Genomic DNA, 16,601 nt, shown 5'->3' on the forward strand with positions numbered 1-16,601 from the left:
TTATGACCAAGTGTGAGTGTCTCCCCCGGTGCCCCTTCTTCAACGACAAGATGGCCAATATGCCGCGCATGGCCGAAACCTACAAGAAAAGGTATTGCCTGGGTGACAACAGCCAGTGTGCGCGGTACATGGTGTTCAAGGCGTGGGGGAGGGAAAGGGTGCCCCCGGACCTGTTTCCCAACCAGCGCGAGAGGGCCCGGCAACTCCTGGGAAACTGACGCGCGGGCAGCGATCGCCTTGCCGGGATTCCCGCCGTTGGAGCGCCCGCGGGCGTCGGCGGTGCCACCGTGGTCGCAGCAACGGGCTGATGCACGATGCCGGCTGGAATCGCAAGGGTTTTTGGCTTTCTACCCCCGCCTCCTGACGACAAGATCTTTGCTGAGCCGGCGGTTCCGGCCAAGTGTGGCCGACGGGGCCGTCGGCCGGTCCCCGGGAGGGTCCCATGAAGCCTCGCGTCCTCTCCGCCGGCATCGTGCCGGTGCGGCGGTTCCCCGAGGGGCCCCGGTATCTGGTGCTCCGGGCCTACCGGTACTGGGACTTCCCCAAGGGGGAGGTCGAGCCGGGGGAGGACCCCTTGGCCGCGGCGCTCCGGGAGGCCCGGGAGGAGACCGGGCTCGACACGTTCGTGTTCCGGTGGGGGACGGGGTTTCGGGAGACGCCTCCCTACGGCCGGGGCAAGGTGGCCCGGTACTACGTGGCCGAGGCGCCCGAGGGAGACGTGCGGCTTCCGGTGAGCCCGGAGTTGGGCCGGCCGGAGCACCACGAGTTCCGGTGGCTCCCCTACGGCGAGGCCCGGGCGCTTCTGGCCGAGCGGGTCCGGCCGGTCCTCGACTGGGCCCACGGCCTGGTCACCGGTGCCGCACCGGCTCCTTCCGGCGGCCGTCCCACAGATGGAGAAGGGCCAGAATCGGGTGGCGGAGGAGCATCCGGGGGCCGGAGTAGCGCATGACCGCGCGGACCCGCTCTCGCATCGAGGGCTTGTAGCAGTGCACCGGGCAGTGGGCGCAGGTGGTTTTGCCCTCCTGGAACGGGCAGCGGTCGAGCCGCTCCAGGGCGTAGGCGAGAAGCTCCCGGCACTCGGCGCACGGCCGCTCCGGCCCCGGGTGGTGGCCGCGGCAGTAGAGCCGGATCATGGCCGCGATGGTTTTCCGCTCCCGCTCCATGCGGGGGTTGCGTTCCTTGGGCATGATGGTTCCCCGTCCATCCTCCAGATCGGCAACGGGACCCCTCGCAGGCCTGGTCCCGGCCTCTTCCGTGGGGAGTTGCGCTCGACAGCCACTAACACGGGGGCGACGTGAACGCTCACGTCCATCGCGAGGGCACGGGAGTGGCTTGCGGCCGTGCGTGAGCACAGCATCCGACCACCGAGGGATCCACGTCCCGCCGCCGTCACCATCCCCTTGGTTGGTCCCGTTGCCCCGAGCCGCCGCCCTCCTGCCGTTGCTCGCACCCTCCCGGGTCGTGACGTACCCAGGGGAGGACTTCCGCAACCTCCAAGCCGCCCCGTTGCCCTGCCGAGGGTACCAAAAAAGGGGCCGGCGCGGCAGCGCCGACCCCTCGGTGGGCCGTTCAAGGACAACCGGTCCGGTCTACTTGGTGTGGTCGTCGTGGCAACTCAGGCAGTTCATGCTGCCCTTCTGGTTGTTGTCGGCCTTGGGGCCGTGGCAGCTCAGGCAGTGCTCCGTTTCGGGCCTGATCTTGGCTCCTGCCATCACGTACTTCCCTTCCACGTGCTGGTTGAGCATTTCCACCATGCGGTACACGGTGTCGCCGGCGACCTTCGCGCAGCGGTTCTTCCTTTCCTTGTCCTTGTAGGACGCCCCGGCCGCCATCATCCAGCCGGACACCGAAGCATGGCAGAGAGGAGAATTGGGCACAGTCTGAATCTGATCCTTGTAGTCCGCGATGGCATCGAACCGCTTGGACGGAAAGCTGGTTTGCGAATACCAGTGAATCAGTTCCGCCACCAGTTTCGAGTGGGTTTTCTTGTCGTCAAACGCCACGAGGTTGATGATCGCGGCACAGGCCCCGAGGGAGCCGCACAGCGTCCCCTGGCCTCCGTACCCTCCGGCCGCATGATGGAACATGTCCTCCGGCAACAGGGTGTAGGGAAACCCGACCTTCTCTTTGAGCAAGCTGAGGACCCCCAGCCAGGCGCCGGTGCCTCACCCACCCTTCTCGAAGTAGAGCCGAAAAGCCCTCTCTCCCGCCTCCTGCGGGTCGAGTTTGGGCCAGGGCCAGGGAAGGGGCCCGGGATCCGTGGGCTTCGCCTGGGCGAGGGTGGGCATGCTGCCGGCGGCCACCACCCCGCCGGCCGCCATCGCCCCGGCCCGGGCGAGGAAGTTGCGACGGGAGAGGACTGTGCTGCCTTTCCGCTTGGGTTTCACGCTTCACCTCCTTGGCTTTGTGATGAAAGCCACACGCCCAGCCCGCTCTTCCCCCACTCTGTCGCCGCCAGACACCGACGACCCAAGTGGGGGAAATCGGGACCCTGTCCATCTTTTCGTCGAGTGTCTTGCTAGGCTTTAGCCCTGGGGACAAAAAATCCGAACCCTTCGCCCAGGTCAGAAACCAAGAGGCCTGTCCCCCGGGGCACACACCCGGGGTTCTTGTTCAAAGATTCACTCGTGAGTAGGGGAGAGGCGGGCCGCGGAGACGGGGGGCGGAAAACCTAGGCCGCTGCCGGCCCGGGCGCTACCGCCACCCCTTGAGTCGGGCCTCGCGCCAGCGGCGCTCGCGCTCGGCGATCTCCTCGGGGGTGGCCAGGGTGTTCTCGACGCGGAGGCCCCGGCGCTCGGCCTCGGCCAGGAGGGCCGCGGCGGCCGGGACCTCGGAGGGGGCCCTGCGGCCCAGGGGCAGGTAGAGGAGTTCGCGGCCGTCGCGAAGGAGAAGGGTCACGGTGAAGGGATCGCGCTGGCCCCCCGAGCCCAGGGACCCCACGACCACGCGCCGGATCGCCCCCCAGGGCACGAACAGCCGGCCCAGGGCCCAGCCGATCGCCACGCCCTCGTCGTCGAACCGGGTGGTGAGGCGCCAGGGGAGCGTCGTGACCACGAGGGCCGCGGCGGCCAGGGCGATCGTGGCCAGAGCCCAGAACCCCCAGCCCGGCTCGAGGCGCGACGCCTCGACCCCGGTGCGAAGCGCGAGGGCCCCAAGCCCCAGCCCGCACCCCACGGTGGCCCAGGCCCGCCACCCGGTGAGGTGGCGGAACACCGGAGGCGTCGAGAGCGAGGCCCGGGGCCGGGTCATGGGTTCCGACCGCCCGGCCGAAGCCGGCGCAGCCGGCCGCCGGCCCGCCCCCCGTTCGCCCCAGTGCCCGACGCCCCGGCACCGGTGAGCAAGCGCCCCGCTGCGCTGTCAACGGTCCTTCCAGCCTTCCAGCTTCCCAGCCTTCCAGCCTCCGCGCCGTTCACCGCTTCTCCCCGTGGCGCACCACGTCGTAGGTGACCTCGAGCCGGATCCGCTCGCCGTCCCGGACGACCTCCACCGGGCCGGTGTCGCCGGGCTTGTGCTGGCTCACCTGGAAGGTCAGGTCGAAGAGCTCCTCCACGGGTTCCCCGTCCACCGCCACGATCACGTCGCCTTCCCGGATGCCGGCCTTGGCCGCGGGGCTCCCGGGCATGACGCCGTTGACGAGGGCGCCTCCCCCTTCGGCCTTCTCGATCCGGACCCCCAGCATGACCCGGTCGTCCTCCAGGTCGTCGTAGCCCACGGCCCAGTACACGTCGGCCGGCCGCAGGGGGAGATCGGGCAGCTCCACGTCCATGAGCAGTTTTTCCTTCTTGTCCTCGGGGATCTCGATCGTGAGCGGGTCCACGATCACATAGGCCGCCGGCACCCGGCGGAACACCCGGCGGGGAATGCCGAACCCGTAGCGCACGTGGTTCCCCCCGGCGAACACCACCAGCCGCATGTCCCGGTGTTCCGGATCGGCCAGGAACCGGGCCGCGGTCTCGGCCATGGTTTCGTCCCAGATGGCTTGGACCCGGTAGAAGGCGTCGCCGTAGCTCGTGCCCTTGGAGTGGCCGCCGAAGATGCCCTGGATGAACGCCCGGTGGTAGGGGTCGTCCAGGTCCAGATCCTCCGGCACCCGCTCGCGAAGTTCCGGGGCGAGGTCTTCGAGCCGCTCCACCCGCACGGCGGCCCGGGTGAGGTCGCGGCCGGCGTTGAGGGCCAGCACCGGGATCTTGTTTTCCCGGGCGTAGAGCAGGATTTCCCGGTAGTAGGGCCAGGACTGGGGTCCCCAGGACTTGGCCCAGACCTCCCGCACGAACTCCCGCTCGCCCATCTCCCCGGCGAGGAACCGGTCCACCCCCTCCTGGTAGGGCCGGCGGAGCATCTCGAGCCCCAGGGCCACCCGGCCGGGGAACCGCTCGGTGAGGCCCTTTAGGATCCGCAGCTCCACGTCGTGATCGAACACGTTGTCATGGGTTTCGCCCACGTACACGACCCGGTAGCCGCTCAAAAATTCGAGGAGTTCCTCCTCGGTGAGGAGCCGCCCGGTGGGCAGGTGCACGATGTCGCCCTTTTCGAGGGTCGACAGATCCCGGTAGGGCGACTCCACCCGGTCCACGGTCAACAGCGTCTGGGCGCAGCCGCCCAGGAGGACGGCCGCCGCCAGGATCACGAGGAGTTGGGTTCGCATGGGGCCTCCCTTCTCGAGTCCGCGCGCCCTCACCCGGCGCGCTCCCCCCGCCGGGCCCATAGGAGCCACAGCCCGAACAGGAAGAGCGGGATCCCCAGGGCCTGGCTCGTGCTCAAAGGGCCCAGGGCGCCCCGGGGGTCGTTGCGGAAGAACTCCACGACAAACCGGAACGCCGGATACAACACGAGGTAGAGCCCGAACACCCGGCCGGTGCCGCCCCATCGCTTCCGGAAGCCCAGGTAGAGCACGAGGAAGATCGCCAGGTTCCCCAGGGCGCTATAGAGCTGGGTCGGGTGCAGGGGCAGGTTCAGGGGCGCCAGGCCCCGGGGATCGGTGAAGGTGACGGCCCAGGGCAGGTCGCACTCGGCGCCGTAGCAACACCCGGCGAAAAAGCACCCGATCCGGCCCAGGGCCTGGCCCAGGGCGAGCCCCGGGGCCACGGCGTCGCCGGTGGGCCACACCGGAAGCCCGGCGTGGCGCACGTAGGCCAAGCTCGCCAGGGCCGCCACCACGAACCCCCCGTAGAACACGAGCCCGCCCTTCCAGATCTCGAACACCTGCCAGGGGTGCTCGACGAAGTACTCCCACTCCACGAGCACGTAGAAGAGCCGCGCCCCCACGAGCGCCGCGATCAGCACCACCAGGCCCAGGTCCTGGACCTTCCGCGGCTCGAGCCCCAGGCGCTCGGCTTCCCGTCCGGCCACCCAGAGGGCGGCGAAAAACCCCAGGGCCACGAACAGCCCGTAGGTGTACACGGTGAGCTTGCCGAACTGAAACAGGATCGGATGCATGGGGGGTTACGCGGCTCGAAGGTTGGAAGATGGGAACGCGGGACAGCTCCCCCCGACCCGGGACGGAGACGACGCCGGAGCGACGATGGGGCTCGGCCGCCGCGCGGCCCAGCCGCCCAGCCGCCTAACCGGAACCTGTCGGACCCGAGTCATCCCGGCCTTTCCTCCCCGACCTTCCGGCCCAAAAACTCCTCTAAAAGGAGCAGGGCCACCCCCACGGTGATGGCCGAGTCGGCCACGTTGAAGGCCGGCCAGTGGTAGCTTCGCCAGAACACGTCGAGAAAATCCACCACCTCGCCCCACCGGAGCCGGTCGATCAGGTTCCCCACCGCCCCGCCGGCCACGAGCCCCAGGGCCGCCAGGGTCCAGCGCCGATCGGCGCCGAGCCGCTTCACGGCCACCCCGATCGCTACCAGGGCCACCAGGGTCACCCCGATGAAAAACGGCGTGCGAAACGCCTCCCCGTGGCCGGCCAGGAGGCCGAAGGCCGCCCCGGGATTTCGGATGTAGGTCAGGTGGAAGAACCCCTCGATCACCGGGCGGCTCTCGTAAAGCCGAAAGGTCTCCATGACCCAGGCCTTGGTGGCCTGGTCGAGCCCGAGGACGAGGCCGGCCGGCAGGCCGAACCGCAGGAGCTTTTCCCTCACCCGGCCGCCTCGGCCAGATGGGTCACGCACCGGGCACAGGCCTCGGGGTGCTCGGGGTCCTGCCCCACGGTGGGGGAGTAGTTCCAGCACCGCTGGCACTTCTCGCCCTCGGCGCGCTCCACGCTCACCCCCACGCCCGGGAGGTCGGGGTCGGTAAACGCCCCCCCGGCCCCGGGCACCAGGTCCACCTCGCTCACGATGAAGAGGAACGGCAGCTCCGAGGCGTAGGACCCCAGAAACGCCTCCCACCGGTTGTCCACGTGGAGCACCACCTTGGCGTCGAGGGAGTGGCCGATGACCTTCTTCGCCCGGGCGTCCTCGGCGGCCTTGGCCACCAGGGCCCGGAGCTTCCGGATCCGGTCCCACCGGTCGGCCAGCTCGTCGTCCACGGCCGCGGCGTCCACCTCGGGGAACAGCTCGGCGTGCACGCTCCCCTCGGCGCCGGGCAGGTGCTGCCACACCTCGTCGGCGGTGAACGCGAGCACCGGGGCCATGAGCCGGCAGAGCTTGTGGAGCACCTCGTGGAGCACGGTCTGGGCCGCCCGCCGGCCCAGGCTCCGGGCCGGGAACGTGTACAGCCGGTCCTTGAGGATGTCGAGATAGAAGGCCGAGAGGTCCACCGCGCAGAAGTTGTGGATGCGGTGGAAGATCACGTGGAACTCGTACTCGTCGTAGGCCCGGCGGCACCGCTCCACCAGCCGGTTCAGACGGTCGAGGCAGTAGCGGTCGATCTCCCAGAGCTCCGAGCGGTCGACCCGGTCGGCCTCGGGGTCGAAGTCCGAGAGGTTCCCCAGGAGGAACCGGCAGGTGTTTCGGATGCGGCGGTAGGCCTCCACCAGCCGGGTCAGGATCTCCTCGGAGATCCGGATATCGTCCCGGTAGTCCTCGGCCGCCACCCAGAGCCGTAGGATCTCGGCGCCGTAGCGTCGGATCACCTCTTCCGGGCTCACCACGTTCCCCTGGCTCTTGGACATCTTCCGGCCTTCGCCGTCCACCACGAACCCGTGGGTCAGCACGGCCCGGTACGGCGCCTGGCCCCGGGTGCCCACGCTCGCCAGGAGGCTCGAGTGGAACCAGCCCCGGTGCTGGTCGGAGCCCTCCAGGTAGAGGTCGGCCGGGCTGTCGAGCTCGGGGCGCTTTTCGCACACGGCGGCAAAGGAGACCCCCGAGTCGAACCACACGTCCAGGATGTCCTCCTCCCGCTCGAGGTTCGTGCCCCCGCAGGCGGGGCACGCGGCGTCGTCGGGCAGGAAGTCGGTGATCGGCCGCTCGAACCAGGCGTCGGCGCCCTCTTTCTCGAACACCTCGGCCGCCCGGTAGCTCACCCGGGGGTCCAGGTACGTGCCGCCGCAGTCGGCGCACCGGGCGGCCGTGATCGGCACGCCCCAGGCCCTCTGGCGCGAGATGCACCAGTCGGGGCGGTCGCGCACCATGTTGTAGATCCGGTCCCGGCCCCACCGGGGGATCCACCGAACCCGGTCGATCTCCGAGAGCGCCTTCCGGCGCAGGCCGGTCTTGTCCATCGAGATGAACCACTGCCGGGTGGCCCGGAAGATCACGGGCTGCTTACAGCGCCAGCAGTGGGGGTAGGAGTGCCGGATCTTCTCCTCCCGCAGCAGCGCACCGGCCTCGGCCAGGGCCCGGTTGACCGCCGCGTTGGCCTCGAACACCTGCTGGCCCGCAAACGGCCCCGCATCGGGCAGGAACCGGCCCTGGTCGTCCACCGGGGCGTAGGGCTCCAGGCCGTACCGGAGCCCCACCTCGTAGTCCTCCTGGCCGTGGCCCGGGGCGGTGTGGACGATGCCGGTGCCGGCTTCCAGGGTGACGTGGTCGCCGAGCACCACCACGCTGTCCCGGTCGTACAGGGGGTGGCGGAACGCCTTGCCCTCCAGGGCCTTGGGGTCAACCGGAGCGAGCTCCTTCCAGCCGTCCACCCCGGCCGCCTCGAGCACCACCGGCGCGAGCCGCCGGGCCAGGATCCAGACCTCCCCGGAGCCGGCCGGGGCCTCGTAGGCCGCGTACTCGAACTCGGGGTGGAACGCCAGGGCCAGGTTCGCCGGGATCGTCCACGGCGTGGTGGTCCAGATCACGGCCGAGACCCGCTTGCCGGCCAGGGCCGGGGCGATCTCCGCCGGATCGCCGGCGTAGGGGAACTTCACGTAGATGCTGGGGCTCGTCTTGTCGGCGTACTCCACCTCGGCCTCGGCCAGGGCCGTGCGGCACGAGGCGCACCAGTACACGGGCTTTCGGCCCACGTACACGGCCCCGGTCTCCACGAACCGGCCGAACTCCCGGGCGATCTGGGCCTCGTAATCGTAGCTCATGGTGAGGTAGGGGTCGTCCCACAGCCCGAACACCCCGAGCCGCTGGAACTCCCGCCGCTGGATCTCCACGAACCGCTCGGCGTAGGCCCGGCACCGGCGGCGCACCTCGGCCTTGGAGAGGTTCTCCTTCTCGGGCCCCAGCTCCTTGTCCACCTGGTGCTCGATCGGGAGCCCGTGGCAGTCCCAGCCCGGCACGTAGGGGCTGTGGTACCCCGCCATGGACCGGCTCTTCACCACGATGTCCTTTAGGATCTTGTTCACCGCGTGGCCCATGTGGATGTGGCCGTTGGCGTAGGGGGGGCCGTCGTGGAGCACGAAGAGCGGGCGGCCCTTCGAGCGCTCGAGAATCCGGTCGTAGAGCCCCATCTCCTCCCACCGCCGGAGCATCTCCGGCTCCCGCTGCGCCAGGTTCGCCCGCATGGGAAAGGCGGTTTTGGGAAGGTTCAGGGTATCCTTGTAGTCCATCGGCTCTCCCTCCAAAGGCCGCCGGCCGCCCGGGGCGGTCCGCGGCGCAAATCCGCACGGGTTTCCGGCAAAAAGAACGCCCTACCTTAGCAAACCGACCCCCGGAGTCAAGAGGCGCCGGCCCGGAGCCGGGCGATGGCCCCGGCGTAATCCTCGGCCCCGAACACGTACGAGCCGGCCACGAAGGCGTCGGCCCCGGCCCGGGCGCACCGGCCGACCGTCTCGTGGGTGATGCCGCCGTCCACCTCGATGTGGAACGAGAGGTTCCGCTCGGCCGCCATCCGCTTCAGGGCCTGGATCTTGGGCACGGCCAGATCGAGGAAGCTCTGGCCCCCGAACCCCGGGTTCACGCTCATCACCAGCACCAGGTCCACCAGGTCGAGCACGTGCTCCACGGCGCACACCGGGGTCGAGGGGTTCAGGCTCACCCCCGCCCTCTTCCCCAGGTCGCGAATCTGCTGGAGGTTCCGGTGGAGGTGGGGGCAGGCCTCGGCGTGCACCGTGAGGAGATCGGCCCCGGCCTCGGCGAAGGCGGCCACGTACCGCTCGGGCTCCACGATCATCAGGTGCACGTCCAGGGGCTTCTCCGTGGCCCGGCGCACCGCCTTGACCACGGGGGGGCCGATGGTGAGGTTCGGCACGAACCGGCCGTCCATCACGTCCACGTGGATCCAGTCGGCCCCGGCCCGGTCCACGGCCCGGACCTCCTCGGCCAGCCGGCCGAAGTCGGCGGAAAGGATGCTCGGCGCGATGATGGGCATGGGAGGACTCCGTTGGAAAAGGCTAGAAAGCTTGAAAGCTAGGAGGCTAGGAAGCTGGGAAGCCTTCTTGGGCCTCCCGGGACCCTGCAAGCAGCAAGATACCGCTCGGCTCGGGGCCCGTTGTGGGAGCGGCGTCCGTGCCAGTCATGGGTGGACAGACCACGGAGGACAGGGATCCTCTGACACCTGGCCCCTGGAATCTGGTCCCTCGTGGGGAGACCACTTCCCCAGGGCGGGACGCATGGTAATCCCAAAATCACCAAAGATTTTTGCATCCTAGCGCCCTAGCTTCCCAGCCTCCCAGCCGAAGTTACGAGGAAGCTGGGAAGCATCAAGGCAAGAACCCCATGGTTCTCGTCCGTTCTCCTCGGGCGGCCGCGGCATCCTCGGCTTTCCGGCCTCCCCGCCTTCCAGCCTCCTTCACAGCCCCAGCTCGGCCGGGGTGGCGGTCTGGACCGGTCGGCCGTCCACCCAGAGCTCCACCCGGTCGGCGAGCCCGGCGGGCACGGCGGCCCGCACCGCCGTGCCCCGGGGCACCCATTCGTCCCGCACCGTCCAGGCCCGGCCCGCCGCGCGCCACACCACCTGGACCCGGGCCTTTCCGAACCCGGGGGGGATCCGGTGGAACAGGTACACCGCCCGGGCCGCCCCCAGCGCCGGCGCCGTGCCCGCCACCGTGAGCGACACGAGTCGCCCCTCCTCGGCCGGGAACCCCGGCAACGGGTCTTGGGCCACCACCCGGCCGGCCTGGGCCGGGTCCAGGATCTCCACCTCCTCGATCCGCCCCACCCGGAGCCCCAGTCGGTCGATCCGGTCCAGGGCCTCGGTCAGCGGCAGCCCCGCCAACCGGGGCATGCGCCACAGGGTGGGCCGGGGCCCCCGGCTCACGGCCAGGGGCACCTCGGCCCCCCGGGGCAGGGTCTGGCCCGGGGCCACCCCCTGGCCCACCACCCGCCCCTCCGGGCCCCGGTGGACCCGGGCCTCGACCCTGGCCTTGAGACCCAGCTCCTCTAGGCGGATCCTCGCGTCCTCGAGGGAGAGCCCCCGCAGGTCCGGCGCCGGGTGCCGCTCGGGGCCCCGGGAAAGGATCACGCCGACCCCCCGGCCGGCCTTGACCCGGGCCCCGGGCCGGGGATGCTGGAGCAGCACGTGGTTCTCGGGCACGGTGTCCGAGTAATCGAAATCCCGCACCTCCAAATCGAGCCCCGTGCCCTGGAGCCGGTCGAGGGCCTCCCCCAGGGCGAGGCCCCGGAGGTCGGGAACCTCCACTTCGGGGGTCCGCTCCACGAGCCAGGCCACGGCCAGGTACGCCCCGAGCCCGGCCGAGACCACAAGCAAAAGGGCGTACACCGTGACGACGACACCCCGCCTCACGCGGCTCCCCCGGTGCGGCGAAGCCGGGCCGCGAAGAAGCCGTCCACCGCCTCGGCCCCCTCGCCGGCGAGGCCCTCGGGGAAGGTGCGAAAGAACCCCTCGGGAGTGACGAACCGCGCCCAGGGGGCGCCTTCGGCGGGCGGCGGCTCCAGCCGGTAGTCGGGCCGGGCCGCAAGGAAGGCCTCGACCACGGCCTCGTTCTCGGCCCGCAGCGTGGTGCAGGTGGCGTACACCACCACCCCGCCGGGCCGCACCCGATCGGCCGCGGCCCTCAGGATCTCGCCCTGGAGCACGGGAAGCCCCTCGATGTCGGCCGGGGTCCGCCGCCATTTGGCCTCGGGGGTCCGGGAGAGCACCCCGAGCCCGGAGCACGGCGCGTCCACCAGGGCGGCGTCGAACCCGCCCCCGACCGGCGGCCGGCGGGCGTCGGCCGCGGCGCCGAGCAGGTTCCCCGCCCCCATCCGGCGGGCCAGGCCGGCCAGGCCCCGCACCCGATGGGGGTGAAGGTCCAGCCCCACCACCCTCCCCCCGGGCCCCACCCGTTCGGCGACCTGGAGGGCCTTGAGGCCCGGGGCCGCGCAGGCGTCGAGCACCTTCCACCCGGGTTCGGGGGTGAGCACCTCCACCACGAGCTGGGAGGCCTGGTCCTGCACCACGGCCGAGCCGTCCCGCACCGGGCCGAGATCCCCGGGGGCGCCCTGGAACCGCACCCGGATCCCCTGGGGGGCGAACGAGGCGGGCTCCGCCTCCACCCCCTCGCCCCGAAGCCGTTCGAGGAGCCCCTCCCGGTCCCCCCGGGCCCGCAGGAACCTGTCCGGGATCCGCGAGGCCGCCCGGGCGAGCCCCTCGGCCCCGGCCTCGCCCCACTCGGCGAGCCACCGCTCAACGATCCACTCGGGGCAGCCGAAACGTAGGGCGAGGCGGCCGGCGGGGGTGGCCGGCTCCGGGAGCGGGTCCCCGGCCCGGCGGGCCACGGCCCGGAGCACGGCGTTCACGAACCCCGAGGCGTGGCCGAGCCGGCGGCGGCGCACCTCCTCCACGGCCTCGTGCACCGCGGCCCGGGCCGGCACCCGGTCCAGGAACAGGATCTGGAAGGCCCCGACCCGCAGCACGGCGAGCACCGTAGGATGGAGCTTCGCCAGGGGTCGGGAGCTCGCCCGGGCCAGGTGCGCGTCCACCACGTTTCGCCACCGCAGCACGCCGTAAGCGAGGTGCGCCACCAGGGCCCGGTCGCGGCCGGGCATGCCGCCCGCGCGGCGCAGCCGGGCGTCGAGGGCCTCGTCAGCGTAGGCCCCCCGGCGGTCCACGTCCTCCAGGACCGCGACGGCGACGGATCTGGGATTGGGGGATCGGGTCACGGGCGAACTCCGGGGGCGGCACTATAGCCCCGGGGGTGGGGGAAGTCAAAGAGCGGAAATCCGTGGCGTTCTCGGCGTTTGTGGGCGCCCGGCCCGGATGATAGACTCGCCGGCGCGCCTGCCAGGCGCCGGGGAACCACGGAGAACACGGAGAGCACGGAGGGGAACGGGAAGGGGACGGTCGGCTCACGATTCGACACATGGGGCCGGCCCGCTCCGATCGCGATCCCAAGCCTTCCCGCTTGCCAGCTTTCCAGCCGAGACAGAGGGTGATCCATGCGTATCGACATGGGGTACAAGTTCATCCTGGGATTCATCCTGGTGATCGCGGCGGTGGTCCTGGTGCCCTACCTGGTGGGGTTCCTGGACCTGCCGGCCTGGGCCCAGAGCCTCATCCCGCCGCTCGCGGCCATCGCCGTGGGGCTCGTCATGGGCAGCGCCTTCACCAAGGGCCTCACCCGGCACGTGGGGGAGCTCCGGGCCGCCACCCTGCGGATCGCCGAGGGGGATCTCCGGCACGCGGTGAGCCTGGGAAAGCGGCGGTTTCCCGACGAACTGGACGACCTGGCCGGGGCCGTGAACGCCATGCTCACGAACCTGCGCCAGATGGTGGGTCACATCCTGCGGACGTCGACGGAAGTGGCCTCGGCCGCCCAGAACCTGTCGGCCACGGCCGAGGAGGTGAACGCCTCCACCGAGGAGATCGCCGTGACCACCGAGGAGGTGGCTCGGGGGGTCGCCGAGCAGAAGGCCGAGGTGGAGAAGGTGGTCCACCGGATCCACGAACTAGAGGCCGGGCTCCAACGGATCGAGGGCACCTGCCGGCTCGCGGCCGAGGCGGCGGCCACGGCCGAGGCCCAGGCCCAGGAGGGGAACCGCACGGCCCGGGAGGGGTTTGCGCGCCTGGAATCGGTGCTGACCGACCTGGAGAGCTCGGCCGAGGCCGCGGTGAAGTTCTCCGAGCAGATCCGGCAGGTCCAGCGGTTCGCCGACGTGATCACGAACCTGAGCCGCCAGACCACGCTGCTGGCCCTGAACGCCGCCATCGAGGCCTCGAAGGCCGGAGAGGAGGGCAAGGGGTTCGCCGTGGTGGCGAGCGAGATCCGAAAGCTCGCCGACTCGGCCGAGAAGAGCGCCGACCAGATCACGGCGCTCCTCAGGCGGCTCGACGAGGCCGGCCAGGGCGTGCGGGGCGTGCTCGAGTCGTCCCGGGCCAAGGTGCGCGAGGGCCGGGAGGGGCTGGAGTCCGCCGGCCGGGCCCTTGAGGAGATCAGCGGGTTCGTGGCCGACAACGCCCGGCGCATGGACGACGTGCTCGCCGTGATCCAGGAGCAGGTGGAGGGCGGCCGGGAGATCGCCAACTTCGCCGACCGGGTGGCCGCCGTGGCCGAGGCCAACGCCGCGGCGACCCACGAGGTCTCCACGACCCTGGAGCACCAGACCGCGGCCATGGAGGACATGGCCCACGCGGCCATGCGCCTGAGCGAGATGGCCGAGGACCTCAACGCCCGGGTGGCCCGGTTCCGGCTGCCCGAGGGGGAAGAGGCGTGAGCACGCCCTCGGTGCTCGTGGTGGAGGTGGACGGCGAGCGGTTCGGCCTGCCCGCCGACCGGGTGAACACCGTGGTGGGCTACGAGGAGCCCGTGCCGATCCCCGGCCGCCCCAAGCCGTTCCTCGGCGCCCTGAACCACCACGGCGAGCTCCTGCCCGTGGTGCACCTGGCCTCGGTCCTGGAGCTCAAGCCCCGGGTGGACCCCCTGCGGTCCGTCGTGGCGGTGGTGGACTGGGAGGACGGCATCCTGGGGCTTCTCGTGGAGCGGGCCCAGGGCCTCGTGACCCCGCTCGCCCGGGCCCGGGTGGCCCAGGTGCTCGGCCGGTGGGACGGGCCGTTCCTCGACCGGACCCTCGAGGTGGAGGGCGCCCGGATCCACGTGCTGGATCTCGACGCCCTCCTGCGGGATCTCGCGGAGCGGGTGCGGTGAGCCGGGTGCTGGTGGTGGACGACGCCGTGTTCATGCGCCGGACCCTGCGCGACATCCTGGAGGCCGCGGGTCACCAGGTGGTGGCCGAGGCCGGCGACGGGGTGGAGGCCCTGGAACGGTACGAGGAGCACCGGCCCGACGTGGTGACCCTGGATCTCGTGATGCCCCGGATGGGGGGCCTCGAGGCCCTGCGGGAGCTGCGGCGGCGCCACCCCGAGGCCCGGGTGATCGTGTGCTCGTCGGTGAGCGACGAGGCCTCGATCCTCGAGGCCATCCGGCTGGGGGCCCGGGACTACGTGATCAAGCCGGTCGCCCCGGAGAAGCTCCGGGAGGCCGTGGACAAGGCGGGAGCGGGCCGATGAGCGGCCAGATGGAACGCTACCGGGAGCTGTTTCTCGAGGAGAGCCTGCGGCACCTGGACGCGGCCGAGGAGATCCTGGGCCGCGACCGGATCGGGCCCGGGGACCTGGAGGCCGTGTTCCGGGAGATCCACAGCCTGAAGGGCATGGCCGGGTCCATGGGGTTCGAGGCCATGGCCGCCCTGGCCCACCGGCTGGAGGACGTGTTGGACGCCTGGCGCGCGAGGCCCGAGCCGCCCACGGCCGAGGAGCGGGAGCTCGCGCTGCGGGCCTGCGACCGGCTCGCCGAGATGCGGGACGACATCGCGGCCGGCGGCACCGGGGACGTGGACTGGGCCGACCTCGGCCGGGACCTGGGCCGTCCCCCGCCGGCCGGGGACGAAGGGGCCTTGCGGGTCCGGGTGCGGCTCGCCCCCGACTGCGGCTCCCCGGCCGCCCGGGCCTACCTGGTGCTCCTGCGGTTCCGGGAGGCCGACCCCGAGGTCGCCTGCGACCCGCCGGAATCCCGGATCCTCCAGGGGGAGCCCGTGGAGGCCCTCGAGCTCACGGTCCACGGCCTCGACCGGGCCGACGTGGAGGCGATCTACGAGACCCTGAGCGAGGTGGCCGGGCTCGAGTTCCCCGACGAGGCGGACGCGGCGCCACCCGAGGCCCCGGAGCCCGGCGCCCCGGCGGTGGAGGCGCCGGCCGAGCCCGAACCCGGCCGGGTCCGGCTGCCCGACAAGGTCCAGGTGCCGGTGGCCATCCTCGACGCCTTCGTGGACCTCCTGGGGGAGCTCACCATCGCCCGGAGCCACATCGAGACCACGGCCCGCCGGCTCGGCTCGGAGGTGCTGCTGGAGGAGGTGGACCGGCTCGGCCGGATCGTCCGGGGGTTCCACGGCAAGGTGATGGAGCTCCGGATGCTCCCGTTCGGGCTGGTGGTGGGAAGCCTGCGCCGCCTCGTGCGGGAACAGGCGGCCCGGCTGGGGAAATCCGTGCACCTGGAGGTGCGGGGCGAGGAGATCGGCCTCGACAAATCCATCCTGGGCCAGCTCTCCGACCCCCTGGTGCACCTGGTGCGAAACGCCCTCGACCACGGCATCGAGCCCCCCGAGGTCCGGGAGCGCCTGGGGAAGCCCGCCCGGGCCCTCCTTCGGATCGAGGCCGAGCGGGTGCGAAACCGGGTCGAGGTGCGGGTGCGCGACGACGGCCGGGGCATCGACGTGGAGGCGGTGCGGCGCCGGGCGGTGGAGCTCGGGCTCGTGTCCGAGGCGGACAGCCGGGCCCTGAGCCCCGGGGAGATCTTCGCCTTCCTGTTCCGCCCCGGGTTCTCCACCCGGGACGAGGTGTCGGAGCTCTCGGGCCGGGGCGTGGGGCTCGACGTCGTGAAGGCCCAGGTGGACGCCATGGGCGGCACGGTGGACCTCTCGTCGTCGCCGGGGGAGGGCACCGAGGTGCGCATGAGCCTGCCCCTCTCGGTGGCCATCGTGCCGGTGCTCCTGGTGGAGGTGGGGGGCCGGGTGCTCGCCCTTCCCACCGGGGCGATCCACCGCACCGTGGAGGCCTCGCCCCGGGACGTGCGCCGCACCCCGGACGGGCACGTGCTCCTCACCGAGAAGGGCCAGGTGCCCATCGAGGCCCTGGGGAAGATCGTGGGGTTTCCGTGCCGCACCCAGTTCGAGCGGATGCCCCTGGTGCTGGCCACCACGGCCGCGGGGGTGGTGGGGCTGGCCGTGGACGCCTTCCTGGGGGAGGAGGACCTGTTCATCAAGCCCCTCAAGGGGCCCCTGCGGGCCCTGCGGGGCGTGAGCGGCTACTCGGTGCTGGGGGACGGCCGGCTGGTGTTCCTGCTGGACCCCCCGAGCCTGGGGGGGGACTGAAAGGGGGGGCGCGGGGGTCTCTCGGCCCCGGGC

General features: G+C 71.6%; 17 protein-coding genes. 6 read left to right on the forward strand and 11 right to left on the reverse strand.

All coding sequences use genetic code 11. The annotated features are described in order from the left end of the window. The first annotated feature begins 2 nt into the window (after positions 1-2). Together ACYQ8L_RS08490 and ACYQ8L_RS08495 are read left to right on the forward strand one after the other, a co-directional pair. Positions 3-218 (forward strand): hypothetical protein, encoded by a 216-nt coding sequence (locus ACYQ8L_RS08490; RefSeq protein ID WP_459941355.1) that lies wholly within the window; start codon positions 3-5, stop codon positions 216-218. 224 nt (positions 219-442) lie between these two features. Continuing rightward, positions 443-949 (forward strand): bis(5'-nucleosyl)-tetraphosphatase, encoded by a 507-nt coding sequence (locus tag ACYQ8L_RS08495; RefSeq protein WP_459941356.1) that lies wholly within the window; start codon positions 443-445, stop codon positions 947-949. Here the strand turns inward: ACYQ8L_RS08495 and ACYQ8L_RS08500 are convergent. From ACYQ8L_RS08500 to rsmB, 11 genes are all read right to left on the reverse strand, one after another. Then, positions 849-1,187 carry a nitrous oxide-stimulated promoter family protein gene (locus ACYQ8L_RS08500; RefSeq protein WP_459941357.1) on the reverse strand — a complete coding sequence of 113 codons (339 nt, stop codon included), beginning with the start codon at positions 1,185-1,187 and terminating at the stop codon, positions 849-851. The genes ACYQ8L_RS08495 and ACYQ8L_RS08500 overlap by 101 nt on opposite strands. A gap of 402 nt (positions 1,188-1,589) precedes the next feature. Continuing rightward, the gene (locus ACYQ8L_RS08505; RefSeq protein WP_459941358.1) at positions 1,590-2,135 is read right to left on the reverse strand and encodes a C-GCAxxG-C-C family (seleno)protein; all 546 of its coding nucleotides are present in this window, start codon (positions 2,133-2,135) and stop codon (positions 1,590-1,592) included. Positions 2,136-2,165: 30 nt separating this feature from the next. Then, positions 2,166-2,387, reverse strand: coding sequence for a twin-arginine translocation signal domain-containing protein (locus ACYQ8L_RS08510; RefSeq protein WP_459941359.1), 222 nt, complete (start codon positions 2,385-2,387; stop codon positions 2,166-2,168). A gap of 307 nt (positions 2,388-2,694) precedes the next feature. Beyond that, positions 2,695-3,249, reverse strand: a complete 555-nt coding sequence (locus ACYQ8L_RS08515) for a hypothetical protein (protein ID WP_459941360.1) — start codon at positions 3,247-3,249, stop codon at positions 2,695-2,697. A 160-nt stretch (positions 3,250-3,409) separates the two neighbouring features. After that, a complete protein-coding gene (locus ACYQ8L_RS08520) occupies positions 3,410-4,645 on the reverse strand; it encodes a ChaN family lipoprotein (RefSeq protein ID WP_459941361.1) in 1,236 nt (411 codons plus the stop codon). A 29-nt stretch (positions 4,646-4,674) separates the two neighbouring features. Beyond that, positions 4,675-5,436, reverse strand: a complete 762-nt coding sequence (gene lgt / locus ACYQ8L_RS08525) for a prolipoprotein diacylglyceryl transferase (RefSeq protein ID WP_459941362.1) — start codon at positions 5,434-5,436, stop codon at positions 4,675-4,677. A 149-nt stretch (positions 5,437-5,585) separates the two neighbouring features. Continuing rightward, positions 5,586-6,083: a signal peptidase II gene (gene lspA / locus ACYQ8L_RS08530; protein ID WP_459941363.1), complete on the reverse strand. Its 498-nt coding sequence runs from the start codon at positions 6,081-6,083 to the stop codon at positions 5,586-5,588. Beyond that, positions 6,080-8,872 carry an isoleucine--tRNA ligase gene (ileS, locus tag ACYQ8L_RS08535; RefSeq protein WP_459941364.1) on the reverse strand — a complete coding sequence of 931 codons (2,793 nt, stop codon included), beginning with the start codon at positions 8,870-8,872 and terminating at the stop codon, positions 6,080-6,082. The genes lspA and ileS overlap by 4 nt, the downstream gene beginning before the upstream one ends. A 107-nt stretch (positions 8,873-8,979) precedes the next feature. After that, on the reverse strand, positions 8,980-9,633 hold the full coding sequence (rpe, locus tag ACYQ8L_RS08540; protein WP_459941365.1) for a ribulose-phosphate 3-epimerase: 654 nt from the start codon (positions 9,631-9,633) through the stop codon (positions 8,980-8,982). 420 nt (positions 9,634-10,053) lie between these two features. Next, the gene (locus ACYQ8L_RS08545; RefSeq protein WP_459941366.1) at positions 10,054-11,007 is read right to left on the reverse strand and encodes a PASTA domain-containing protein; all 954 of its coding nucleotides are present in this window, start codon (positions 11,005-11,007) and stop codon (positions 10,054-10,056) included. Further along, a complete protein-coding gene (rsmB, locus tag ACYQ8L_RS08550) occupies positions 11,004-12,365 on the reverse strand; it encodes a 16S rRNA (cytosine(967)-C(5))-methyltransferase RsmB (protein WP_459941367.1) in 1,362 nt (453 codons plus the stop codon). Before rsmB ends, ACYQ8L_RS08545 begins: the two co-directional genes overlap by 4 nt. 276 nt (positions 12,366-12,641) lie before the next feature. Between rsmB and ACYQ8L_RS08555 the strand changes: the two genes are divergently transcribed. The 4 genes from ACYQ8L_RS08555 to ACYQ8L_RS08570 are packed head-to-tail and all read left to right on the forward strand — an operon-like array spanning position 12,642 to position 16,568. Continuing rightward, positions 12,642-13,916, forward strand: coding sequence for a methyl-accepting chemotaxis protein (locus ACYQ8L_RS08555; RefSeq protein WP_459941368.1), 1,275 nt, complete (start codon positions 12,642-12,644; stop codon positions 13,914-13,916). Next, positions 13,913-14,347, forward strand: coding sequence for a chemotaxis protein CheW (locus ACYQ8L_RS08560; protein ID WP_459941369.1), 435 nt, complete (start codon positions 13,913-13,915; stop codon positions 14,345-14,347). Before ACYQ8L_RS08555 ends, ACYQ8L_RS08560 begins: the two co-directional genes overlap by 4 nt. After that, on the forward strand, positions 14,344-14,709 hold the full coding sequence (locus ACYQ8L_RS08565; RefSeq protein WP_459941370.1) for a response regulator: 366 nt from the start codon (positions 14,344-14,346) through the stop codon (positions 14,707-14,709). The genes ACYQ8L_RS08560 and ACYQ8L_RS08565 overlap by 4 nt, the downstream gene beginning before the upstream one ends. After that, the gene (locus ACYQ8L_RS08570; protein ID WP_459941371.1) at positions 14,706-16,568 is read left to right on the forward strand and encodes a chemotaxis protein CheA; all 1,863 of its coding nucleotides are present in this window, start codon (positions 14,706-14,708) and stop codon (positions 16,566-16,568) included. The genes ACYQ8L_RS08565 and ACYQ8L_RS08570 overlap by 4 nt, the downstream gene beginning before the upstream one ends. Positions 16,569-16,601: the final 33 nt, after the last annotated feature.

The sequence above is a fragment of the Deferrisoma palaeochoriense genome (assembly GCF_054656955.1).